We start from the raw sequence: 22,491 nt of genomic DNA, 5'->3' as shown, positions 1-22,491 counted from the left end.
GGCTCCTTCAGGCGACGCGTGCGTAGCGGCGGGCGAGGCCGCCGACGTCGACGATCAGCGCGACGCGGCCGTCGCCCAGGATCGTCGCGCCGGATACGCCGTCGACGCGCCGGTAGTTCGATTCGATGCTCTTGACCACCACCTGCTGCTGGCCGACCAGTTCGTCGATCTCGAGCGCGAGCTTGCGCCCGTCGCTTTCCACGACGACCGCGACCGGCTGGCGCTGCGCACCGGCCGCGCCGGGGCTGCCGAACAGCTCGCGCATCGCCAGCAACGGCAGGTACTCGCCGCGCACGCGCAAAACGCGATGCCGGGCGGCGACGAGGTTCACGTCGGCCGGCCGCACCTGCAGCGACTCGACGACGTAGCCGAGCGGCAGGACGTAGGTCTCGCCGTCGACCGCGACCGACATGCCGTCGAGGATCGCGAGCGTGAGCGGCAGGCGCACGGTGACGCGGGTTCCCGCGCCGGGCTCGCTGGCGATGGCGACTTCGCCGCCGAGCGCGAGGATGTTCCGGCGCACCACGTCCATGCCGACGCCGCGGCCGGAGATGTCGGTGATCGCGCCGGCCGTCGACAGTCCGGGATGGAACACCAGCTGCCAGATTTCCGCGTCGGACGCGCCGGGATCGACCGCGATGCCGCGTTCGGCCGCTTTCGCGACGAGGCGCGCGCGATCGATGCCGCGGCCGTCGTCGGTCACTTCGATGACGATGCTGCCGCCCTGGTGCGACGCGGACAGCGAAATCGTGCCCGCAGCCGGCTTGCCGGCGCGAAGCCGGTCCTCCGGCGGCTCGAGGCCGTGGTCCAGCGCATTGCGGACGAGGTGCACGAGCGGATCGACGATGCGCTCGATGACGCCCTTGTCGAGTTCGGTGCCTTCTCCAGAAGTCTGCAATTGCACTTTTTTGGAAAGGCGCGCGGCGAGGTCGCGCACCAGGCGCGGGAAGCGCGAGAACAGCGCTTCGACCGGCACCATGCGCACGGCCATCACGGCTTCCTGCAGGTCGCGCGTGTTGCGCTCGATCTCGTCGAGGCAGGCGCCGAGCGATTCGGCGGCCGCGGCGTCGAGCAGGCTCGCGCGCTGCTTGAGCGACGCCTGGTTGATCACCAGCTCGCCGACGAGGTTGATCAACGCGTCGATCTTCGGCACGGCCACGCGCATCGACGTCTCGGCGTGCTCGCCCGGTTCGATGGCGCCCGACCCGGCGGCGCGCGTTTCGGGGGCGTCGGCGGGAGGCGCCGCCGCGGGCGTGGCGATCGCGGGTAGCGGTGCGATGTCGAGGTCGCATTCGGTGTCGACCCAGGCGAAGACGCCGTCGACCGCGTCGCGCGGTATGTCGCCTTCGAGGTCGATGCGCCAGGCCAGGCGCGCTTCGACCGGGTCGAGCGCGGAGAGCGGCGGCAGGTCGGCCAGGTCGCAGGTCACGCGCGCGCGGCCGAGCGCGTCGAGCTCGCGCAGGAGGCGCGAGGGATCATTGCCGCTCGCGTAGAGCCCCGGTCGCGGCCGAAAGTGGATGCGCCAGCCACCGGTCGGCGGCGCGGCAGCCGCGGAGGCGGCCGGCGCCGATGCGGCGCCGAGCAGGCCGTCGAGCCGGGAGCAGGTCGCGCGCACGATGCCGGCCGGCGCGTCGAGGCCGCGTTCGGCCGCATCGAGCATTGCCCGCAGCGCGTCCACCGTCGCCAGCAGCGCGTCGACGAACGCCGCGTCCGCGGCACGCCTGCCGGCGCGCAGCTGGTCGAGCAGCGTCTCGGCGAGGTGCGTGGTGTCGGTGATCGCGGTGAATCCGAACGTGGCGGCGCCGCCCTTCATCGAATGCGCGGCGCGGAACACCGTGTTGATCGTCTCGGCATTCGCCGCGCCGCTTTCCAGCGCGAGCAGGCCCGCCTCCATCGCGTCCAGTCCCTCGCGGCTTTCGGCGAAGAACGTCGCCTGGAACTGCGCAAGATCGATCGCGGCCATGGTCAGCCCAGCACCTTGCGGATCGTCGCGACCAGCTGCTGCGGGTCGAACGGCTTGACGATCCAGCCGGTGGCGCCGGCGGCCTTGCCTTCGAGCTTCTTCTCGCCGCCCGACTCGGTGGTGAGCATGAGCAGCGGCGTGAAGCGATAGTCCGGCAGCCGCCGCAGTTCGCGGATCAGCGTGATGCCGTCCATCTTCGGCATGTTCACGTCGGCGACGACGCAGGAGTATTTTTCCTGCCGTGCCTTGGCCAGCGCATCGGCGCCGTCCTCGGCCTCGCTCACCTCGAAGCCGGCCTCGCGCAGCGAGAAGGCCACCATCTGCCGCATGGTCGGCGAGTCGTCCACCGCCAGCACGCGCAGCGCGCTCACGACACGCCTCCGGCCGCGAGTCCCAGCGGCACGTCGAGGGCGAGCAGGCGTGCGGCGTCCGCGAACTCCGGCGCGACGCCGTCATAGCGCAGGGCGCGGCCGGCGGCGCGGCGTTCGAGCGCGAACGCGCACAGGGTCTGCAGCGCGGCGCTGTGGATGCGGTCGACGCCGCTGGCGTCGAGCACGACCACGTCGTGCTCGGCCACCAGCGGCATCAGCGTGTGCTTGAGGGCATCGACGGATTCGATGCCCAGGTCGGATTCCAGCGTGAGGCGGTTCATGGCGTCCTCGTTCGACATGCGTTGAGGGGTGTATCGGCCGCATCGCGCGCGACTTGAGCGGATGCGGAAATTTTCAAACACGGCGTCGCGCTCAGCGCACCAGCGCGTCGGCGTCGAGCAGCAGCGCGAAGGCGCCGCCGTGGCGCGTCAGGCCGGCGAGCGACGGGTCGGAGATTTCGTTGAAGGGCGTCGACAGGCGCTCGAGCGCCGCGTCGGGAAACGTGACGACTTCCGTGACGGCGGAAACCAGCAGCCCGGCCAGGGCGCCGCCGCGTTCGAGCACGACGATGCGCGAGGCGTCGTCGATCGCGGCGCGTTCGAAGCACAGCCGCCGCGCGAGATCGATCACGGGCACGATCTGCCCGCGCAGGTTGACGATGCCGACGATGTCGCCGCGGACCCCGCGCAGCGGCACGATGTCGCTCACGCGCTGCACTTCCTGCACCGCCAGCAGCTCGACGGCGCAGGTGCGGTCGCCCGCGCGCAGCAGCAGCCAGCGCTGTTCGCGGCTCGCGGCGGACGAGGCGGCGCTGGCGCGAAAGGCGCAGGCGGCCACGTCAGCCGGCCTCGCCGGAACGCGCGACCGACGCTTGCGCGGTGGTCGTTTCGGCCGCGCTCGTGCCGGGTTCGTCGGGCGTGGCGAGGATGGCCAGCACGACGCGCCGGTTCTCGCTGCGGCCGTCGATGTCGGCGTTGTCGGCCTTCGGACGTTCCTGGCCGTAGCCGATCACCGTCATGCGCGCCGGCGCGACGCCTTCGGCCGCGAACAGGCGCACGACGCTCGCGGCACGCGCGGCCGAGAGCTCCCAGTTGGACGGAAACGCGGCCGTGGCGATCGGGCGGTCGTCGGTGTGTCCCTCGATGCGGATGCCGTTCGGGAACGGCGCCAGCGTCTGGCCGAGCCGCGCGATCGTCGCGCACGCGTCCTCGCGCGGCGCGGCGGAACCCGAGTCGAACAGGATGTCCGCCTTCACCTCCACCTCGAGCCACAGCGGCGTGCGGGTGACGACGACGAGATCGGCGCGGATCAGCGGCGCGAGCGCTTCTTCCACGCGCACGGCGATCGTCTCGAGCTTTTCGCGCGCCCGCGCGTAGCGTGCCGTGGCGGCGTCGGGCGAGCCGGTCTCGACGGCGAGCCGCATCTGCGGTCGCGTCGGCAGGTCGCTGATCATGCGCGAGGCGAGGGCGCTGCGCGGCAGCTTGTTGGCCACCATAGTGGCGGATTCGTTCTGCGAACCGCGCTGCTGCACGCGGCCGAGCTGCAAGGGCTTGACCGAGCGCGGCGGACCGCCGAACGCTTCGGACAGCGAGTCGGCCAGCACGCGGTACTTGCCCTCGTTCACCGACGAGATGGAATACATCACGACGAAGAAGGCGAGCAGCAGGGTCACGAGGTCGCCGTAGGGGATCGCCCAGGCCTCGTGGTTGGCATGTTCCTCGTGGTGCTTCTTGCGCGCCATGGCGGTCTCAGTGCAGGAAAGCCTGCAGCTTGGCTTCGATGTTCCGCGGGTTCTCGCCGTGAGCGATGGCGATGAGGCCCGCGACGAGCAGTTCGCGTTCGCGCGTGCGCTGCGCGACGACGCCTTTCAACTTGTTTGCAAAAGGAAGAAATACAAGATTTGCGGCGCCGATGCCGTAGATCGTGGCGGTGAACGCGGCGGCGATGCCGTGCCCGAGCTTGCTCGGGTCGGCGAGATTCTTCATCACCGCGATGAGGCCGAGCACGGCGCCGATGATGCCGAGCGTGGGCGAGTAGATGCCCATGCCTTCGAACACTTTGGCGGCGGCGAGGTCGGCGTGCTCGGTCGTGGACATGTCGGTTTCGAGCGTGTCGCGGATCGCGTCGGGTTCGCTGCCATCCACCAGCATCTGCAGGCCGCGCTTGACGAAGGGGTCGTCCTGCGAGGCGATCTGGTTCTCGAGGCCCAGAAGGCCCTGCTTGCGCGCGACGCCGCTCCACTCGACCACTTGCGCGATCAGCGCCTCGGCGCCGCTGGCCGGCGGCTTGAACACCCAGGCGACGATGCCGAGCGCGCGCTTGAAGGTCGACATCGGCGTCTGCACGAAGATGGCCGCGAGCGTGCCGATGATCACGATCACGAACGCCGCGGAAGACCACAGCGCGCTGAGGCCCGCGCCCTTGAGCACGGCGCCCACCAGGAGCGCCACCAGCGCGAGTACGAGGCCGACGAGAGTGAGGATGTCCATGTGTGGAATATCGGCAGGATCGCCGGCGGCTTGAGCCGTCAGGCGGCCAGGAACGTCTCGGCGTCGAGGATCGGCGCGAGCCTGCCGTCGCCGATGATCGCCGCGCCGGCATAGCCCGCGGTGCCGTGCACCAGTCCGGGCAGCGGCTTGATAACGACGTCCTCGCGCCCGTGCACTTCGTCGACCAGCAGCCCCACGCGCCGTCCGCCCTGGCCGACGACGACGACGAACGCCTCGCCCGAGCGCGTGCCGGCGGTATCGAGCCACATGCCCAGCGCGACCAGCGGCAGCGCCTCGCCGCGTGTATCGAGCACCTCGCGGCCTTGGAGCCACCGTCGCTGCGAGGGCGCGAACGTGAATACCTCCTGCACGGACGCGAGCGGCAACGCGTAGACGCGCTTCGCGCAGGCGACCAGCAGCGTCGGCAGCACGGCGAGCGTCAGCGGCACGCGGATCTCGAATCGCGTGCCGCGGCCGAGGTCGCTGCGCACCGCCACGCGGCCGCTGACGGCGGCGATGCGGGTCTTCACCACGTCCATGCCGACGCCGCGGCCGGAGATCTCGCTGACCGCCTCGCGGGTGGAAAAGCCGGGCAGGAAGATCAGGTCGTAGCAGTCCTCGGTGCTCATGCGCGCGGCGCTCTCGGCGTCGACCAGGCCGCGCGCACGCGCCTCTTCGCGCAGCGCCTCGGGGTCGATGCCGCCGCCGTCGTCGGCGACGACGACGAGGATGTGGTCGCCCTCCTGCGACGCGGACAGTTCGAGCCGGCCTTGCCGCGGCTTGCCGCGGCGTTCGCGAACGTCGGGCGGTTCGATGCCGTGGTCTATCGCATTGCGCACGAGGTGCACCAGCGGATCGGCGAGCGCCTCGACGACGTTCTTGTCGAGTTCCGTCTCTTCGCCCGCGAGCACGAGCGCGACTTCCTTGTGCAGCTGCCGCGCGACGTCGCGCACCACTTTCGGAAACCGGGAAAAAGCGCGGCCGACCGGCTGCATGCGCAGCCGCATCACGGCGTTTTGCAGGCGGCCGGTGACCACGTCGAGATTGCCGACGGCGCGCTCGAGCGCCTCGTCGCGAAAGCGCCGGCGCAGCGACTTGAGCCGGTTGCTCGCGAGCACGAGTTCGCCGGCAAGATTCATGAGGCTGTCCAGCCGGTGCGTTTCGACGCGCGTCGAGGGTTGCACCGCGGCGGCGCGCGGCGGTTCGGCCGCCGCTTCCGGGACGGAAACGGCCGCAGCCGGCACGGACGGGGACGGCGCGTTGTGGAAAGCGTCCAGCAGCCGGTCGAACTCCTCGTCGCTGACGGGCGCGGAAGACGACGCCGCGGCGGCCGGTGCGGGCGGGCAGGCCTGCATCGTGGCGGCCTGGAGCGCGTCGAGCAGCGCCGGCGGCGCGGAGCCCGGCGCGGTGCCGGCCGCGATCGAACGCATCATGCCGGCGACGGCGTCGAGCGAAGCCTGCGCCGCGTCGAACACGCCGCGGTCGACCTCGCCGTTGCCCGCGCGCAGGCGGTTGAAGAGTTCCTCCACGCCGTGGCAGACGGCGACGAGCGGCGCGAAATCGAAAAAGCCGGCACCGCCCTTGATCGTGTGGAAGCCGCGGAAGATCGCATTGAGGAGTTCGCGGTCGCCCGGGCGCTGCTCGAGCGAGACGAGATCCTCACCGAGGCGATCGACGATCTCGTTCGCTTCGACGATGAAGTCGGCGACGACGTCGGAGGCGTGGCCGCTCATCAGAAGCCGAGGTCCGACAGCAGCGCGTCGGCGTCGTTCTGCGAGACGGCGGGCGCGTCGAGATGCTTGATGGCCGGACCGAACGAACGCACCGGCGAACGCGCGGCGGGCTCGAAGGTCACGCCGCAGTCGGCAAGCGCGGTCTCGACACGTCCCACGATTTCGGTGACCCGGCGGATGATCTGCCCGGTCAGGTCCTGGTATTCCTGCGCCAGCGCCATCTGCGAGAGGTTGGCGCGCAGCGCGAGCACCGCGGCGTGCACCGCGGCGGGATCGGTCGCCGCGTCGATCTCGTCGAGCAGGCGGCGGTTCTCCTCGACGAGGTCGAGCGTGCGGTGCGTCGCTTCTTCCGTCATGTGCGTGACGAAGTCGAGCCGTGCCCGCGCATCGGGCAGCTCGCAGCCGGCGAGCGCGCCCAGGCGCGAATCGACGGGCAGCGACGACATGGCCTCGGCGATCTCGCGGGCGAGGCGGCCGAAGGTGGCGTAAAGAGGGCGCGTGCGCCATTCGGCGAGCGCGTCGATGCATTCGCGGTAGCGGGCGGCGTCGTCCGCTTCGACCGCATGCAGCGCGCGGGTGAGCAGTTCGACGATGCGCGCGGGGTCTTCGATCGGCGCGGCCGGGACGGGGGCGGGGGCGTTCATGCTGCGGCCTCCAGGCGTTCGAAGATCTTGGTGAGTTTTTCCTCCAGCGTGTTCGCCGTGAACGGCTTGATGATGTAGCCGTTCACGCCGCAGCGCGCCGCCTCGATGATCTGGTCGCGGTTCGCCTCGGCGGTGACCATGAGCACCGGCAGCTTGGCGAACTGGGCGTCGGCGCGGATCGCGCGCAAGAGCTCGATGCCGCTCATGCCGGGCATGTTCCAGTCGGTCACCACGAGATCGCAGCGGTTCGACCGCAGGTGCGCCAGCGCGCCCTGGCCGTCCTCCGCCTCGGCGGTATCGGAGAACCCGAGGTCGTTGAGGAGGTTCTTCACGATGCGGCGCATTGTGGAGAAGTCGTCGACGATGAGTATCTTGATTTTCTTGTCCATGGCGGGGTCCGGGGTCAGGCGCAAGCGGTGTCGTCGATCCAGCCGGCCAGGCGCGAACGCACGCGCAGCAGTGCCTGGCCGTGGATCTGGCAGACGCGGGATTCGGAGACGCCGAGCGTCGCGCCGATCTCGCGCAGGTTGAGTTCCTGTTCGTAATAGAGCGAGAGCACGAGCGCCTCGCGCTCGGGCAGCCCGCCGATGGCCTCGGCCAGCGCCGCGCTGAACTTCGCGCTCTCGTAGCGGCCGGACGGGCTCGCGTCGGCCTGGAGCGCGGGCAGGCGCGCGTCGCCGTGCTCCTCCACGTGCATATCGAGGCTCAGCACCTGGCCGCGGACGGCGTCCTCGAGCAGGTGATCGTAGTCCTCGCGCGACATGCCCAGCGCGCGCGCGACATCGGCCGGCGCGGCGGCGCGCCCGGTGCGCTGCTCGATGTCCCGCACGGCCTGGGCCGCCTCGCGCGCGCGGCGGTGCACCGAGCGGGGCATCCAGTCGCCCTTGCGCACTTCGTCGAGCATCGCGCCGCGGATGCGGATCGAGGCGTAGGTTTCGAACGACGCGCCCTGCGCGGCGTCGTAGCTGCGCGAGGCTTCGATCAGCCCGATCATGCCGGCCTGCACGAGATCGCCGACATCGACGTTCGCCGGCAGGCGCGCGCAGAGGTGGTGCGCCAGGCGCGACACGAGCGCGGTGTGCCGTTCCACGAGTTCCGCGAGACTGTCGCGGCCTGCGGCGCGGTATTCCGCGTGGGCGTGTGCCCGAGGGGTTCCGAGAGGGAAAGGCATTGCGTTCATGCGGAAACTCCGGCGCTGGTGACCAGGCGCTCGACGAAGAATTCGACCGGCCCGCGCGCGCCTTGCGGCGGGCGCCACTGGCCTATGCGTCGCGCGACGTCGGCGAGCGCGCGCGAGGAGGCGCAACCGGGATAGGCTTCGACGGCGGCCTGCTGACGCTGTACCGCGCGGCGCATCCATTCGTCGTGCGGCACGCTGCCGAGGTGGCTCAGGGTGACGTCGAGGAAGCGTTCGCTGACGCGCACGAGCTTGCCGAACAGCTCGCGGCCCTCGTCGGCGCCGCGCACCATGTTCGCCAGCACCTGCACCCGGGCGACGCCGCGTTCGCGCGACAGCACCTTGATCAGCGCGTAAGCGTCGGTGATCGAAGCCGGTTCGTTGCACACGACCACGACGACGTCCTGCGCCGCCTGGCCGAACGTCAGCACGCTGTCGCAGATGCCCGCGGCGGTGTCGACGATCATGACGTCGACGTCGCGGCGCATCTCGGAGAAGGCGCGGACGACGCCGACGTGTTCGCCGGTGGAGAGCTCGGCCATGCGCCGCTTGCCGGAAGCCGCGGGCACCACGGCGAGGCCGCGCGGGCCTTCGATCACCGCGTCGTCCACCGTGCAGCGCCCTTCGAGCACGTCGGCGAGCGTGTAGCGCGGCTGCAGTCCGAGCAGCACGTCGACGTTGGCGAGGCCGAGGTCGGCGTCGAACAGCAGGGTGCGCTGTCCCGCGCCGGCGAGCGCGACGGCGAGGTTGACCGACACGCAGGTCTTGCCGACGCCGCCCTTGCCGCTGGCGACGGCGACGACGCGCACGGGGCGGCGCTGGAGCGACAGGCCCTCGGCCTGGCCGGGCAGGGTCGTTTCACGCTGCGGCATGGCGGGTTTCCTCGAGCGCCGACCGGCGCAGTTCGCGGACACGCAGGGCGAGCCGCTGCGGCTCTGCGGGGTAGAGGTCTTCGGGTACGCGCTGGCCGTCGGTGACGTAGGCGATCGGCAGGCGATGACGGATCGTCACCGACAGCACCGCGCCGAGGCGGCTGGTTTCGTCGAGCTTGGTCAGCACCACGCCGGCGGGCGACGCGGGCGCGAAACGGCGCACGACGTCGTCGAGGTCGGCCGGCTGCGCGTTCGCCGGCATCACGAGGTAGCTGCGGATGCGCCGGTCTCGCGCCAGCCACGAAAGCTGGGCGGCGAGCGCGCGGTCGCGCTGGCTCATGCCGGCCGTGTCGACCAGGACGAGCCGGTAGTCGGACAGGCGCTCGAGCGCGGCGGCGATTTCGGCTTCGCTGGAAGCTTCGGCCACGGGCATGCCAAGCAGGCGGCCGTAGGTGTGCAGTTGCTCGCGCGCGCCGATGCGAAACGCGTCGGTCGTCACGAGCGCCACGTCGCGCGTGCCGTGAGTGTGGGCGTAGCGGGCGGCGAGCTTGGCGAGCGTCGTGGTCTTGCCGACGCCGGTGGGCCCGACCAGGGCGATCACGCCGCCGTCGGCGATGGGTTCGCGGACCGGCGTGGTCAGCGACTTGGCGAGGATCGCGAGCTGAAAGGCGCGCGCCCGCCGCGGATCGGCATCCGCCGGGATCTTGTCGACGATGCCGCGCGCCACCTCGGCGTCGCAGCCGCAACCGTCGAGGTCTTCCAGCGCCGCGGCGCGGCCGGGTGCGGCGCGCAGGCGTTCGTCGCTGAAGCGCGCGACCTCGCGCTCGAACATCGCGCGCATCGCGACGAGTTCGCGGCGCAGCTCGCCGATGACGGCGTCGGACGCGGACGCACCGGCGGCAGCGGCCTGGGTCGCGGCCGGCATCGCAACGGGCACCTGTACGGGCGCCGTCGCCGGCGGTGCGGAGGGCCGCTCCGCGGGTCGCGCGGCCTGGCGTTCGACGGGCGGCGCAGCGGGCGGTGCGAACGCCCGGGACGCCTGCCGCACGAGCGCTTCGTCGAAGTCGGTCGCGGCTACCACCTCGATGCCGCCGTCGACGCGGCGATTGGAGAGGATGACCGCGTCGGGGCCTTGCTCGTCGCGCACCTGGGCGAGCGCCGAACGCATGTCCGGGGCGACGAATCGCTTGATCTTCATGGCAGGTCAGCCCAAGGTGCCGACGAGACGCAGACGCTTGTCGTCGGGAATTTCGTGGTAGGCCAGCACGTGCAGGCCGGGGATGCTGTGCCGCGCGAGTTTCGCGACGAGCGAGCGCACGACGCCGGGGACGACCACGACGGCGGGTTCGCCGGCGAGTTCCTGCCGCTTGACGCACTCTTCGAGTGCCTGGTGCAGACGTTTCGCAAGGTTCGGCTCCAGCGATGATGCGTTGACGCTGACCGATTCCTGCAACACGCGTTCCAGTGTCGGCGACAATGTATAAATCGCCAGTTCCGGCGCCAAGCCGTTGATTTCCTGCACAATGAAGCGACCGAGCGCGGTTCGGACCGCCGCGGTGAGCGCGCCGGGATCCTGACTGTGCGCCCCGTGCTCGACGAGCGCCTCGGCGATGCGGCGCATCTGCCGCAACGGCACGTTCTCGACCAGCAGGTTCTGCAGCACCCGCACCACGACCGCGAGCGGCAGCGTCTTCGGCGTCAGGTCCTCGGCGAGCTTCGGCGCTGCACGCGCGAGCGTCGCGACGAGCTGCAGGGCCTCCTCGTGTCCCATGAGGTCGGCGGCGTGCCCGCGCACCACGTGCGACAGATGCGTGGCGATCACCGTCGCCGGATCCACCACGGTCATGCCTTGGGCCTCCGCCGCGGCGCGCGACGACGGCGCGATCCACAGCGCCTCCAGGCCGAATGCCGGGTCTCGCGTGGGGATGCCGTCGATGCCGAAGGCCTGCCGACCGGCGTTGAGCGCGAGCTCGCGGTCGACGTATACCTCGCCGCCGGCGACGGCCACGCCGTGCAGCAGCAGGCGGTAGGCCGTCGGCGCCAGCTCGAGGTTGTCCCGGATGTGCACCGAGGGCACGAGGAAGCCGAGGTCCTGGGTGAGCTTGCGGCGCACGCCCTTGATGCGCGCCATCAGTTCGCCGCCGTGGTCTCGGTCGACCAGCGCGATCAGGCGATAGCCGAGTTCGAGCCCCAGCGCGTCGTGCGGGGCGACGTCTTCCCACGACAGCTCCGGCGGCGCGGGCGGCGGCAGGGCGGCCGCGGCGGCGCCTGCGGCCTGGGCGGGACGCGCCTTGCGCGCCATGCGCCAGGCGAGATAGCCGATCACGGCCGCCAGCAGCAGGAACGCGACGTTCGGCATGCCGGGCACGAGGCCCACCGCGCCGATCACCGCCGCCGTCACGGCCATCGCCTTCTGGTGGCCGAACACGCCGACCAGCGTGCGCCCCATGTCCTGCGCCTTCGACACGCGGGTAACGAGGATCGCCACCGCGGTGGAGGTGAGCAGCGCCGGGAGCTGCGCGACGAGTCCGTCGCCGATCGCCAGCAGCGTGTAGGTGCGCGCGGCGTCGCCGAAGGCGAGGCCGTGCTGGATCACGCCGATGCCGAGGCCGCCCAGCACGTTGATGAAGAGGATCAGGATGCCGGCGATCGCGTCGCCGCGGATGAACTTGCTGGCGCCGTCCATCGAACCGTAGAAGTCCGCTTCTTCGCGCACTTCGTCGCGCCTGACGCGCGCTTCCTCGCGCGTCAGGAGTCCGGCGTTGAGGTCGGCGTCGATCGCCATCTGCTTGCCGGGCAGCGCATCGAGCACGAAGCGCGCGGACACTTCCGAGATGCGGCCCGAGCCCTTCGTCACAACCACGAAGTTGATGATGGTGAGGATCGCGAACACGACGAAGCCCACCGCGTAGTTGCCGCCGATCACGAATTCGCCGAACGCCTCGATCACGCGGCCCGCCGCGCCGTGACCGGTGTGGCCGTGGAGCAGCACCACGCGCGTGGATGCCACGTTGAGCGAGAGCCGCAGCAGCGTGACGATCAGCAGCACGGTCGGGAACACCGCCAGTTCGAGCGGGCGCTGCACGTACACCACCGCCAGCAGGATCAGCATCGACAAGGCGATGTTGAAGCTGAAGAGCGCGTCGAGCAGCGGCGTCGGCAGCGGCACGACGATCATCGCGAGCAGCGCGACGATGACGAGCGGCACCCCGAGTCCGTGGCGCAGCACTTCGATCAGACGGATGCGGCTTGCGGTGAGGTCGGCCATGCGCGGTTCGCCTTCGCGCGGCGGACCGCGCGTCACAGATCGGGTTTGGAATCGGGGTCGGCTTCGCCGCCCGGCGTTTCGCCGGGGCCGAGCGTCGGCGGCTGTGGCATGCGTCCGCCGTGCCGGCGCCAGGCGCGCAGCTGGTAAATGAAGGTCAGCACCTGCGCGACGGCGGCGTAGAGCGCAACCGGGACTTCGCGATCGAGCTCCACCTGCCGATACAAGGCGCGTGCCAGGGAAGGCGCTTCGACGATCGCGACGCCGTGGCGCTGTGCCGTTTCGCGGATCGCCTGCGCGATCAGGTCGACGCCCTTGGCGACGACGCGCGGCGCGCGCATGCGCTTGCCGTCGTAGGCGAGCGCGACGGCGTAGTGCGTCGGGTTCACCACGACGGCGTCCGCGCGCGGGACCGCTTCGAGCATGCGGCGATTCGCCATCTGGTGCTGCAGGCGCCGAATGCGGCCCTTCACCTCGGGGCGTCCCTCGCTCTCCTTCAGCTCGTCGCGGATTTCCTCGCGCGTCATGCGCAGATCGCGCCGGTGCCGCCACAGCTGGTAGGGCACGTCGATCGCGGCGATCCCGACCAGCGCGAGCGTCAGCGCGGCGAGCGCGAACAGCACGAGCGACGCGCCATGAGCGATCGCGAGCGGCACCGGCACGGCCGCGAGCGACAGGAACTCGACGATGCGCGCGCGCAGCGCGAACCACGCCACGGCGCCGACCAGCGCGACGCGCAGCAGCGCCTTGGCGAGTTCGGCGAGCGCGCGCGGCTCGACCAGCCGCCGCAGTCCGGCGACGGGATTCAGGCGCGAGAAATCCGGCGTCATCGCCTTGACGCTGAAGGCGAGGCCGCCCATCGCCAGCGGCGCGACCAGCGCCGCGAACACCGCGGCGGCGACCAGCGGTGCGACGATGAGGAAAAGATCGAGTGCGAGCCGGCCCGCGTGCGCGGCGAGGTCGGGCTCGGCGAGGCCGGCGCGCGTGAACGACAACGCGCCGCGCAGCCAGCTCGCGCAGGCCGCGGCGAGCGAGGGGCCGGTCGATGCCAGCGCCAGCGTGCCGGCACCGAGCGCCGCGGCCGCGCCGAGTTCGCGAGAACGCGCGATCTGGCCGCGCTCGCGCGCCTCGCGCAGGCGCTTGGCGGTCGGTTGTTCGGTGCGGTCTTCGGCGTCGGCGTCGGCCATCACGGCACCGGCGCGGGCAGCATGCCGGCTGCCGCTTCGAACAGCGCGGCGAAGGGCGTCGCCAGCCGCGGCAGCAGGGCGCCCAGAAGGACGAGTCCGGCCAGCAGCGTGGCGGGCAGGCCGATCGCGATCGGGTTGAGCGAGGGTGCGGTGCGGGCGAGCACGCCGAAGCCGAGGTTGACGATGAGCAGGGCGATGACGATGGGCAGCGCAAGGCCCACGCCCGCGACGAGCGCCCGGGCGAGAAACGCCGGCAGCGCGCCGGCGAGCGGCGCGAGTCCCTCGGCGCCCGCGCCGGGCGGCAGCACGCGCCAGCTCTCGGCGACGAGCCGCACCAGCGCGAGATGGCCGTCCAACGCGAAGAACATGAACCCGGCGGCGAGCCAGAACCACTGTCCCATCACGCCGCTGGATGCGCCGCGCAGCGGATCGATCCACTGGGCGAACGACAGCCCCACGCTCTGCGACACGAGTTCGCCGGCGAGCGCCGCCGCCTCGAAGGCGATGCGGTAGAAGAAGCCGAGTGCCACACCGATGGCGAGCTCGCGCCCGATCGCGAGTACGAGACGGCCGTCGATCGCGCCGGACGTTGCCTGCGGCGGTACCGGCAGCACCTGTCCCAGCGAAAGGCACAGCGCGAGGGTCAGCACCAGCCGCACCGTCACCGGCACGGCGCGCGAACCGGTCAGCGGCGCGGCCATGAACATCGCGCCCACGCGCAGGGAAGCGAACCAGGTGCTGCGCAGCTCGCCGAGCCACTGCGTCGCATCGAGCATCGTCGCGGCCGGCGTATCCATCAGCCCACCAGCTGCGGAATGCCCTGGATCAGCGCCGCGGTGAACTGCACGAGGCGCGCGAGCATCCAGGCGCCGGTGCCGGCGAGCACCGCCATCAGCGCGACCAGCTTGGCGACGAAGGCGATGCTCGGCTCGCTCACCTGCGTCGCGGCCTGCAGCAGGCCCACGACCACGCCGACCACGAGCGCGGCGACGAGCATCGGCGCGGCGACGATCAGGGCGACTTGCAGCGCGCCCTGCAATTGGGCCATGGCGGTTTCGGGCGTCATGTCGGGTGGAAGCTTCCGGCCAGCGAGCCCACGACCAGCGTCCAGCCGTCGACCAGCACGAAGAGGAGGATCTTGAACGGCGCCGAGATCAGCATCGGCGACAGCATCATCATGCCCATCGACATGAGCACGCTCGACACCACGAGATCGATGACGACGAACGGCACGAACAGCAGGAAGCCGATCTCGAACGCGGTCTTGAGCTCGCTGGTGACGAAGCTCGCCGACAGCACGGCGAACGGCACGTCGTCGGGCGACGCGTACGGAGCGTTGCCGGCGAGGCCGGCGAAGGTCGCAAGGTCGTTGTCGCGCACCTGCGCCAGCATGAACACGCGCAGCGGCGCGACGGCGGCGCGCAGCGACGGCTCGAACCCGGCCTTGCCGTCGAGATAGGGCGCGATGCCGGCGGTCCAGGCCTGGTCGAACACCGGCGCCATCACGAGCACCGTCAGCGCGAGCGCGAGGCCGATCAGCACCTGGTTGGACGGCGTCTGGCCGGTGCCGAGTGCCTGGCGCAGCAGGCCCAGCACGATGATGATGCGGGTGAAGCCGGTGAGCGCGAGCAGCGCGGCCGGCAGCACCGTCAGCGACGTCATCAGCGCGAGGATCTGCAGCGGCACGCTCACCGTCTGGCCGCCGACGCTGGCCACTGTGACATCCGGTACCGCGGCCGCGAACGCCGGGGGCATCGCCGCCAGCGCCGCGCAGGCCGCGGCGATGCGCAGGCTACGCACGGGACTGCGCTCCGAGCGATCGCAGCAGTTGCTCGGCGAAGGCCGGAGCCGCGGGCTCCGGCGCGACCGGCAGCAGCGGTGCCGCATCGTAGCGGTGTACACAATGCACGCCGTTCGCGCCGATCGCCAGCAGCAGGTGCTCGCCGGCGGCCTCGACCAGCACGAGACGCTCCTTGGCGCCGAGCGGCAGCGTGGCGCGCACGCGCATCGGCGCGTCGCGGCGCACGCCCGCGCGGGCGAGACGGCGCGCGATCCAGGCGAGGCCCACGATCAGCGCGATGACGAAGACGAAGCTGCCGACCGAGCCCGCGAGCGACGGCGCCGCGGCGGCGAGCGGTGCCGCGGCGCTCACCGCAGCCTCCGGATGCGCTCGGCCGGGCTGACCACGTCGGTCAGGCGCACGCCGAAGCGGTCGTTCACCACCACCACCTCGCCGTGCGCGACGAGCATGCCGTTGACGTAGACGTCGAGCGGGTCGCCCGCATCGCGCTCGAGCTCCACCACCGAGCCGGGGTTGAGCTGCAGCAGGTTGCGGATCGGCACGCGCGTGCGGCCGACCTCGAGGGCCACGGTGACGGTGACGTCGAGGATGACGTCGAGATTCATGTCGGCGCCGCCCGACGGTTCGGCCCTGAGCGTGTCGAAGGCGGCCGGGGCGGGTGCGGCGGTATCGGTGATCGTCATGGGGGCATCCGCGGAGAAGAATCGGTGGAGGAAGGCAGCACCTGCGTGATCTTCACGGCGCGCCGGCCGTTCGAGAGGCCGAATTCGCCGCGGAAGACCGGCACGCGCTCGACGCACAGGTCGACGCGCGGCGGCAGGTCGATCGGCAGCACGTCGCCCGCGCGCAGCGACATGAGCCGCCGCAGGTCGATCGTCGCGTGGGCGAGCGTGCTCGAGAGCTCGACGTCGGCATCCTGGATGCGGCCGCGCAGCGCGCCCGCCCAGCGTTCGTCGCGTTCGGCACGATCGCTCTGCACGCCGGCGTCGAGGATCTCGCGCAGCGGTTCGAGCATCGAATAGGGGAACGTCACGTGGATGTCGCCGGCCGCGCCGTCGAAATCGACGTGGAATTTCGAGACGACGACGTACTCGCGCGGCGTCACGATCGTGGCGAAGTGCGGATTCACCTCGGAGCCCACGTACTCGAACTCCACCGGCATGACCGGCGCCCAGGCTTCGACGAGGTCGGCGAACACCTGCGCAAGCAGGAGGCGGATCACGCGCATCTCGGTCGCGGTGAACTCGCGGCCCTCGATCTTCGTGTGAAACCGTCCGTCTCCGCCGAAGAACGTGTCGACCGCCGTGAAGACGAGCATCGGCTCGAACACGATCAGCGCGGTGCCGCGCAGCGACCGGATGCGCACCAGGTTGAGGTTCGTCGGTACCAGCAGCGAATGCGTGTAGGCGCCGAACTTGACCAGCTCGATGCCGCGCACGGAGATCTCCGGCGCGCGGCGCAGCAGGTTGAAGATGCCGATGCGCACGAGCCGCGCGAAACGCTCGTTGATCATCTCGAGCGTCGGCATGCGGCCGCGGACGATGCGATCCTGCGTGGCGAAGTCGTAGTTGCGCGCCTCGCCGCGCGCCGGCGGCGGCGAGGTGTCGACGTCGCCGGAGCCGACGCCGTGCAGCAGCGCGTCGATTTCGTCCTGGGAGAGAAGGTCGTTGCTCATTGCATCACGAAGCTCGTGAAGTACAGCGCCTCGACCATCGGCTTGCCGGTCTCGGTCTCGAGCACCTTGCGCACCTCGGCGAGGGCGTCGGCCTGCAGCTTTTCGCGGCCGCCGCGCTCGCGCAGGCCGGCGCTGGTCTGCTGCGCGAAGAGCAGCAGCAGGTTGTTGCGGATCTGCGGCGCATGCTGCTTCACCGCGTCGGCCGAGCCGCCGCGCAGGAGCAGCTGGATGTCGGTCTGCAGATAGCGTTCGGCGTCGCCGTCGGCGAGGTTCACCACGAACGCGGGTTCGAGCGAGACGTACTCCGCCGAGCCCTTCGCGCGCTTGGGCGCGTCGTGGCCCTCTTCTTCGTGCGCCGGCGCTTCTTCGGCGCCGGCGTGCGCGGCGGCGTTGCGGGAGAGGAAGTACCAGCCTCCGGCACCGCCGCCGGCGCCCAGCAGCAGGCACACGAGGACGAGCAGGAACGGAAATCCGCGGCGCGGCGCGGGCGCGGGCATGCCGGGTTTTTCGACGGGCTTGGCCATGCGACCTCCAGGATGGATGCTTCCCGGCTGCAAGGCGTGTACCGCGCACGGCGGCGGAAAATTGGCGGCGGGCGGTCAGGCCCAGGCGTCAAAAAGTCCGCGTGCCGCGATCGTGCGCACGGCGGCCGCCGCCTGCGGCGCGTCTGCGGCGTCGGTATCGGCAGCGGCGTCGGTGTGCGCCGGCGGCGCGGCGCGCGACTGCTGCGGCGCCTGGCCCAGGCTGCCGCCGACCCCGGCGCCGGAGAGCTCGAGCCCCTGCGTGCCCAGGAGTTCGCGCAGGCGGGGCAGGTGCGTTTCGATCGCCGCCCGCACCTCGGCGTGCGCACTGCCGAATTCGGCATGCACGCGATCGCCCTCGAAGCGCAGGCGGATGTCGATCGGACCAAGGTCGTCGGGCGACACGCGGATCTGCGCCTCGCCGACGCGCTGTTCGGCGAGCCAGGTGACGTGGCCGCCGAACGCGTCGCCGAACTGCGGCGAGTGCACCACCGGTGGCGGCAGCTGCGGCGGTTCGCGGACGGGCGGCGCTGCCGCCGGCGCGCGCGCCTCGGGCAGCGGCGCGGCAGCGGCCGGTGTGAAGTCGACGTGCGGCGGCGCATCCGGGGCAGGCACGACGGCGACTTGCGCCGCCGTATCGGGAGACGGTGCGGGTGCGGCGGTACCGGCGTCCGCGGTCGGTGCCGGCGCGGCCGCGGCAGCCAAGGTGTCGGCGGCCGAAACCTCCGGCACGGGGGCGTGCCGGTGCGTTCCGCGAGTCGGCGGCTGCGGCGAGGCGGTCGCTTCGGGCGCAGGCGACGCCGGCGCGGCTGCGACAAGGCTCTCCGGCAGGGCGCAGTTCCGTGCCGGCAGTGTGGAAAAGTCCGGAAATACAGGTTCGGCCGGGACGATCGCCGGCGACGCCGTTGCGGGCGACGGCGACGGCGACGTTTGCCCGGACGCTTCCGCCGTCGGGCTCCGCCGGGCGGGAACCGGCGCAGCCGCCGGCATCGACGCTGCGAGCGATCGCGACGCATCGAGCAGCGCCATGGTGGTCGCCGCCGCGGAAGGCGGTTCGGACGCCGGCGCGGGCGCCGGTGCCGTTGGCGCAGCGGCGGACGGCGGCGACGCGCAAGGCGGTGCCGACGCGCGTGGCGGCGCCGCGGGTTTCACGTCGGATGCGGCGATCATCGGCGCGGGCGGCGCATACAGCCAGGCAGCCACCGGCAGCGGCGCGGAGCCGCCGTCGCCGGCAGCCGCCTCGTCTCCCCCGTCGCTGCCTTCTTTCTGCAGTGGCGCGCCCGCGTCCGCGGAAATACCGGCAGGCGCCGCGGTGCCCAGCAACAGGGCAAAAGCCGCGTCGAGGCTTCCGGCGGCGGCCCTTGCCGATGGCGCGGCGGCGGGGGACGTTACGACGGCCGGCTTCACGGCGACGCTCATCGGCGCTGGTCGGTCGGGGTGCGCGGGTGCTGACCGTGCTCGTCGAGCTCTCCTTGCGCGCGGCTTTCGGCCTCGGCGCGTTCGCGCGCGGCGAGCGTGTCGGAGAGGCGCTCGTAGACCGCGGCGCCGCGACGGGCTTCCACCAGGCGTCCGCGCTCCGCCTCGCAGGCGAGCGCGGCATTCGCCACCTGGCGGCGCTGCTGTTCGCGCGCCTCGCCGAGCTGCGCCACGAACGCCAGGTGATTGGCGAGCAACGCGGGCGCCAGGGTCCCGAGTCTCGCGCCCTCGTATTCGGCGATGTAGCGCTCGATGTCGTCCAGCCGGCGGGCCTGCGCCTCGGCGACGCGCTGCTCGGCGGCGTAGCGCCGCGCCTGCTCGCGCTCGCGCAGGTCCGCCAGTTGCCGGATCGTCTTGAGTCGTCGGGAATTCATGCGGCACCTTCGTCGTCGATGAGGCGGGCGAGGGCGGCCCGGCTGCCGGCCACGTCCGCGGCTTCCTCGACGTCCTGCTCGAGGAAGGCGGTCAGCGCCGGCCAGCGCCGCAGCGCCTCGTCGACGCGCGGATCGGCGCCGCGCTGATAGGCGCCGATGGCAATCAGGTCGCGATTGGAGGAATAGGCCGACATGAGCCGGCGCACGCGGCGGATGCGGTCGCGCCAGGCGGGGTCGGTGAGTTCGGACGCGAGGCGGCTGATCGACGCCTCGACGTCGATCGCCGGATAGCGGCCGCTCTCGGCGACGGCGCGCGAGAGCACGATGTGGCCGTCGAGGATCGCGCGGGCCGCATCGGAAATGGGCTCGTGCGGGTCGTCGCCTTCGGTCAGCACGGTGTAGAACGCGGTGATCGAGCCTTCGCCCGCGTTGCCGTTGCCGGCGCGCTCGACGAGCTGCGGCAGCCGCGCGAACACCGACGGCGGATAGCCGCGCGTGGTGGGGGGCTCGCCGACCGACAGGCCGATCTCGCGCTGCGCCTGGGCGAAGCGCGTCAGCGAATCCATCAGGAGGAGCACGTTGTTGCCGCGGCTGCGGAACCACTCGGCGATGGCGGTCGCGCGCCAGGCGCCGTGCAGGCGCGCGAGCGGCGGCCGGTCGGCCGGCGTCGCCACGACCACGGCGCGGCTGAGCCCCATCTGGCCCAGCGTGCGCTCGACGAAGTCGCGCACTTCGCGTCCGCGTTCGCCGATCAGTCCCACCACGATGACGTCGGCGGTGGTATGGCGCGTCATCATGCCGAGCAGCGTCGACTTGCCGACGCCGGATCCGGCGAACAGCCCGACGCGTTGTCCGCGGCCGATCGGCAGCAGCGCGTTGATCGCGCGCACACCCACGTCCAGCGGCGCGCTGATCGGCTCGCGCTGGAGCGGATTGATCGACGGTCCCTGCAGCGGTACGGCACCCGTCAGGTGCGGCTCGCCGCGACCGTCGAGCGGCACGCCCTCGCCGTCGATCACCCGACCGAGCAGCGCCTCGCCGACGCCCACGAGCCCGTCGCCGGGCGAAGGCACGACGCGCGCGTTCGGGATCAGCCCGTGCAGCTCGCCGCTCGGCATGAGGAAGGTGCGGTCGCCGGAGAAACCGACCACCTCGGCTTCGATCCACGATCCGTCGGCGGTCTCGACGCGGCATTGCGCACCCAGCGGCACCTCGCAGCCGGCCGCTTCCACGGTCAGGCCGACCACGCGCTTGAGGACGCCCTCGCGCACGAATTCGCGCGCCGGCGGCCGCGTTGAAATCAAAGACAGCCGTTCGACGATGCGGGCGTCGCGCCGGTCCTGCCATTCGGTGCGCAGGTTCATGGCGCGCTCCGTGCGAGACCGGCGACGACGGCGTCCAGCCGCGTGGCCAGGCGGGCGTCGAGACGCAGGTTGTCGGCATGCACGCGCACGTCGCCGCGGGCGAGGGTGGCGTCGGCGGCGAGCCTGGCGAGCGGATCGGCGGCGACGAGCGGCAGCACGGCGGCGAGATCGTCCGGGTGCAGGCGTACCTCGACCTTGCGGTCGCGGTCGCCGACGGCCGCCAGGGCTTCGGCGACCAGCGCCGCGAGCAGCGCGGGTTCGGCCACGTACTCGCGGCGCAGCAGCGCGCCGGCGATCTGCGCCGCGGCGGCGCCGAGCACGTTCTGCACGTCGTGCCCGAGTTCGCCGAGCGGACGGGCGAACGCGTCGATCACGCCGGCGAGTTGCGCGGCGAGGCGGCGCTGTTCGCCGAGCGACTGCGCGAGACCTTCCTCGTGGCCGCGTGCGTAGCCCTCGGCCCGTGCCGCGGCCGCGATGCCTTCCAGTTCGGCCACGCTCGGCGGCGCCGGCGCGGGCGGCGGCGGGTCGAGCGACGGCGCACGCCACGGACGGGCGGCGACGCCGGCATCGGTGCTGCCGTCGGCGAGGCTCATACGAACGACTCGCCCTTGCCGCCGAGCTGGATCGTGCCGGCGTCGGCCAGCCTGCGCACGGTGGCGAGGATTTCGCGTTGCGCCGCCTCGACGTCCGACAGCCGCACCGGACCGCGCGCTTCCATGTCCTCGGCGAGGATGGTGGCGGCGCGCTCGGACATGTTGCGCAGGACCTTGTCCTTCACGCGCGGATCGGCGCCGCGCAGCGCGACGCCGAGCTTGTCGCCGGGTACGTCGCGCAGCAGCGTCTGGATCGTGGGATCGTCGAGCTCGGCCAGGTTGTCGAAGACGAACATCAGCTCCTGGATGCGGTTGCCGAGCTCGCCGTCGAGATCGCGGATCGATCCCAGGATCTGCTGCTCGTTCGTCGAATCCATGAAGTTCAAGATGTTCGCCGCCACCTTGACGCCGCCGACATTCGCCGCGCCGCGGTTCTGAGCGCCGGTGAACTGGCGCTCCATGATCTCGTTGAGTTCGTTGAGCGCCGACGGCGGGATGCCGTCGAGCGTGGCGATGCGCAGCAGCACGTCGGTGCGCACGCGCACCGGCAGCTGCTTGATCACCTCGGCCGCCTGGTCGCTGTCGAGATAGGCGAGCACGATGGCCATGATCTGCGGGTGCTCGTTGCGGATCAGATCCGCGACCGCGCGCGGCTCCATCCACTTGAGGGTTTCGAGGCCCTTGGTGTTGCGGCCCACGAGGATGCGGTCGATCAGGCCGCCCGCCTTGTCCTCGCCCAGCGCCTGGACGAGCACCTTGCGCACGTAGTCGTCCGCGCCCATGCCGAGCGAGGTCTCGCTGTCGAAGGCGTCGGAGAACGACGACATGACGTCGTCGAGCTGCTCGCGCGAGACGCTCTTGATGGTCGCCATCGCGCTGCCGAGCTTCTGCACTTCCTTCGCGCCGAGCTGGCGCAGCACTTCGGCCGCCTCCTGCTCGCCCAGCGCCATCAGGAACACGGCCGCGCGCTGCGTGCCGCTCAGGGT

The 22,491-nt window shown here is 71.7% G+C and carries 26 protein-coding genes; all 26 read right to left on the bottom strand.

Translation table 11 applies throughout. The features are described 5' to 3' along the window. Positions 1-7: 7 nt before the first annotated feature. Positions 8-1,963: a chemotaxis protein CheA gene (locus tag OD750_RS10060; protein ID WP_263545304.1), complete on the bottom strand. Its 1,956-nt coding sequence runs from the start codon at positions 1,961-1,963 to the stop codon at positions 8-10. Between the two features lie 2 nt (positions 1,964-1,965). Then, positions 1,966-2,325, bottom strand: coding sequence for a response regulator (locus OD750_RS10055; RefSeq protein ID WP_425508224.1), 360 nt, complete (start codon positions 2,323-2,325; stop codon positions 1,966-1,968). A gap of 5 nt (positions 2,326-2,330) precedes the next feature. Further along, entirely contained in the window at positions 2,331-2,615 is a 285-nt protein-coding gene (locus tag OD750_RS10050; RefSeq protein ID WP_263545302.1) for an STAS domain-containing protein, read from the bottom strand. 91 nt (positions 2,616-2,706) lie between these two features. Next, a complete protein-coding gene (locus OD750_RS10045; RefSeq protein WP_263545301.1) occupies positions 2,707-3,171 on the bottom strand; it encodes a chemotaxis protein CheW in 465 nt (154 codons plus the stop codon). Position 3,172: 1 nt separating this feature from the next. Continuing rightward, a complete protein-coding gene (gene motD / locus OD750_RS10040; protein WP_263545300.1) occupies positions 3,173-4,075 on the bottom strand; it encodes a flagellar motor protein MotD in 903 nt (300 codons plus the stop codon). Between the two features lie 7 nt (positions 4,076-4,082). After that, a complete protein-coding gene (locus tag OD750_RS10035) occupies positions 4,083-4,823 on the bottom strand; it encodes a flagellar motor protein (protein ID WP_263545299.1) in 741 nt (246 codons plus the stop codon). Between the two features lie 38 nt (positions 4,824-4,861). Then, positions 4,862-6,556, bottom strand: coding sequence for a chemotaxis protein CheA (locus OD750_RS10030; protein WP_263545298.1), 1,695 nt, complete (start codon positions 6,554-6,556; stop codon positions 4,862-4,864). Then, complete coding sequence (locus tag OD750_RS10025) at positions 6,556-7,200, bottom strand: protein phosphatase CheZ (protein WP_263545297.1); 645 nt, start codon at positions 7,198-7,200, stop codon at positions 6,556-6,558. Before OD750_RS10025 ends, OD750_RS10030 begins: the two co-directional genes overlap by 1 nt. Beyond that, positions 7,197-7,589 carry a chemotaxis response regulator CheY gene (locus tag OD750_RS10020; protein WP_263545296.1) on the bottom strand — a complete coding sequence of 131 codons (393 nt, stop codon included), beginning with the start codon at positions 7,587-7,589 and terminating at the stop codon, positions 7,197-7,199. Before OD750_RS10020 ends, OD750_RS10025 begins: the two co-directional genes overlap by 4 nt. Before the next feature lie 14 nt (positions 7,590-7,603). Next, positions 7,604-8,371, bottom strand: coding sequence for an RNA polymerase sigma factor FliA (locus tag OD750_RS10015; protein WP_263545328.1), 768 nt, complete (start codon positions 8,369-8,371; stop codon positions 7,604-7,606). Between the two features lie 5 nt (positions 8,372-8,376). After that, positions 8,377-9,249 carry a MinD/ParA family protein gene (locus tag OD750_RS10010; RefSeq protein WP_263545295.1) on the bottom strand — a complete coding sequence of 291 codons (873 nt, stop codon included), beginning with the start codon at positions 9,247-9,249 and terminating at the stop codon, positions 8,377-8,379. Then, positions 9,236-10,447: a flagellar biosynthesis GTPase FlhF gene (gene flhF / locus OD750_RS10005; RefSeq protein ID WP_263545294.1), complete on the bottom strand. Its 1,212-nt coding sequence runs from the start codon at positions 10,445-10,447 to the stop codon at positions 9,236-9,238. The genes OD750_RS10010 and flhF overlap by 14 nt, the downstream gene beginning before the upstream one ends. A 6-nt stretch (positions 10,448-10,453) precedes the next feature. Then, on the bottom strand, positions 10,454-12,517 hold the full coding sequence (flhA, locus tag OD750_RS10000; RefSeq protein ID WP_263545293.1) for a flagellar biosynthesis protein FlhA: 2,064 nt from the start codon (positions 12,515-12,517) through the stop codon (positions 10,454-10,456). Between the two features lie 32 nt (positions 12,518-12,549). Next, entirely contained in the window at positions 12,550-13,701 is a 1,152-nt protein-coding gene (flhB, locus tag OD750_RS09995; RefSeq protein WP_263545292.1) for a flagellar biosynthesis protein FlhB, read from the bottom strand. Continuing rightward, the gene (fliR, locus tag OD750_RS09990; protein WP_263545291.1) at positions 13,701-14,498 is read right to left on the bottom strand and encodes a flagellar biosynthetic protein FliR; all 798 of its coding nucleotides are present in this window, start codon (positions 14,496-14,498) and stop codon (positions 13,701-13,703) included. The genes flhB and fliR overlap by 1 nt, the downstream gene beginning before the upstream one ends. Beyond that, positions 14,498-14,767 (bottom strand): flagellar biosynthetic protein FliQ, encoded by a 270-nt coding sequence (locus OD750_RS09985; protein WP_263545290.1) that lies wholly within the window; start codon positions 14,765-14,767, stop codon positions 14,498-14,500. Before OD750_RS09985 ends, fliR begins: the two co-directional genes overlap by 1 nt. Next, complete coding sequence (gene fliP / locus OD750_RS09980; protein WP_263545327.1) at positions 14,764-15,456, bottom strand: flagellar type III secretion system pore protein FliP; 693 nt, start codon at positions 15,454-15,456, stop codon at positions 14,764-14,766. Before fliP ends, OD750_RS09985 begins: the two co-directional genes overlap by 4 nt. A 37-nt stretch (positions 15,457-15,493) precedes the next feature. Then, on the bottom strand, positions 15,494-15,853 hold the full coding sequence (gene fliO, locus OD750_RS09975) for a flagellar biosynthetic protein FliO (protein WP_263545289.1): 360 nt from the start codon (positions 15,851-15,853) through the stop codon (positions 15,494-15,496). Further along, the gene (gene fliN, locus OD750_RS09970) at positions 15,850-16,185 is read right to left on the bottom strand and encodes a flagellar motor switch protein FliN (RefSeq protein WP_263545288.1); all 336 of its coding nucleotides are present in this window, start codon (positions 16,183-16,185) and stop codon (positions 15,850-15,852) included. Before fliN ends, fliO begins: the two co-directional genes overlap by 4 nt. Then, positions 16,182-17,177 (bottom strand): flagellar motor switch protein FliM, encoded by a 996-nt coding sequence (fliM, locus tag OD750_RS09965; RefSeq protein ID WP_263545287.1) that lies wholly within the window; start codon positions 17,175-17,177, stop codon positions 16,182-16,184. Before fliM ends, fliN begins: the two co-directional genes overlap by 4 nt. Further along, positions 17,174-17,701, bottom strand: coding sequence for a flagellar basal body-associated FliL family protein (locus OD750_RS09960; protein WP_263545286.1), 528 nt, complete (start codon positions 17,699-17,701; stop codon positions 17,174-17,176). The genes fliM and OD750_RS09960 overlap by 4 nt, the downstream gene beginning before the upstream one ends. 75 nt (positions 17,702-17,776) lie before the next feature. Further along, positions 17,777-19,117, bottom strand: coding sequence for a flagellar hook-length control protein FliK (locus tag OD750_RS09955; protein WP_263545285.1), 1,341 nt, complete (start codon positions 19,115-19,117; stop codon positions 17,777-17,779). Continuing rightward, on the bottom strand, positions 19,114-19,548 hold the full coding sequence (gene fliJ, locus OD750_RS09950) for a flagellar export protein FliJ (protein ID WP_263545284.1): 435 nt from the start codon (positions 19,546-19,548) through the stop codon (positions 19,114-19,116). The genes OD750_RS09955 and fliJ overlap by 4 nt, the downstream gene beginning before the upstream one ends. Then, positions 19,545-20,912 (bottom strand): FliI/YscN family ATPase, encoded by a 1,368-nt coding sequence (locus OD750_RS09945; RefSeq protein ID WP_263545283.1) that lies wholly within the window; start codon positions 20,910-20,912, stop codon positions 19,545-19,547. Before OD750_RS09945 ends, fliJ begins: the two co-directional genes overlap by 4 nt. Continuing rightward, entirely contained in the window at positions 20,909-21,505 is a 597-nt protein-coding gene (locus tag OD750_RS09940; protein ID WP_263545282.1) for a FliH/SctL family protein, read from the bottom strand. Before OD750_RS09940 ends, OD750_RS09945 begins: the two co-directional genes overlap by 4 nt. Then, positions 21,502-22,488 (bottom strand): flagellar motor switch protein FliG, encoded by a 987-nt coding sequence (gene fliG / locus OD750_RS09935; RefSeq protein WP_263545326.1) that lies wholly within the window; start codon positions 22,486-22,488, stop codon positions 21,502-21,504. The genes OD750_RS09940 and fliG overlap by 4 nt, the downstream gene beginning before the upstream one ends. Between the last annotated feature and the right edge of the window lie 3 nt (positions 22,489-22,491).

Source organism: Tahibacter soli (genome assembly GCF_025717065.2).
GTDB lineage: Bacteria > Pseudomonadota > Gammaproteobacteria > Xanthomonadales > Rhodanobacteraceae > Tahibacter > Tahibacter soli.
The sequence above is the reverse complement of the archived record's forward strand: the minus strand, read 5'-3'. Positions and strand labels throughout refer to the sequence as shown.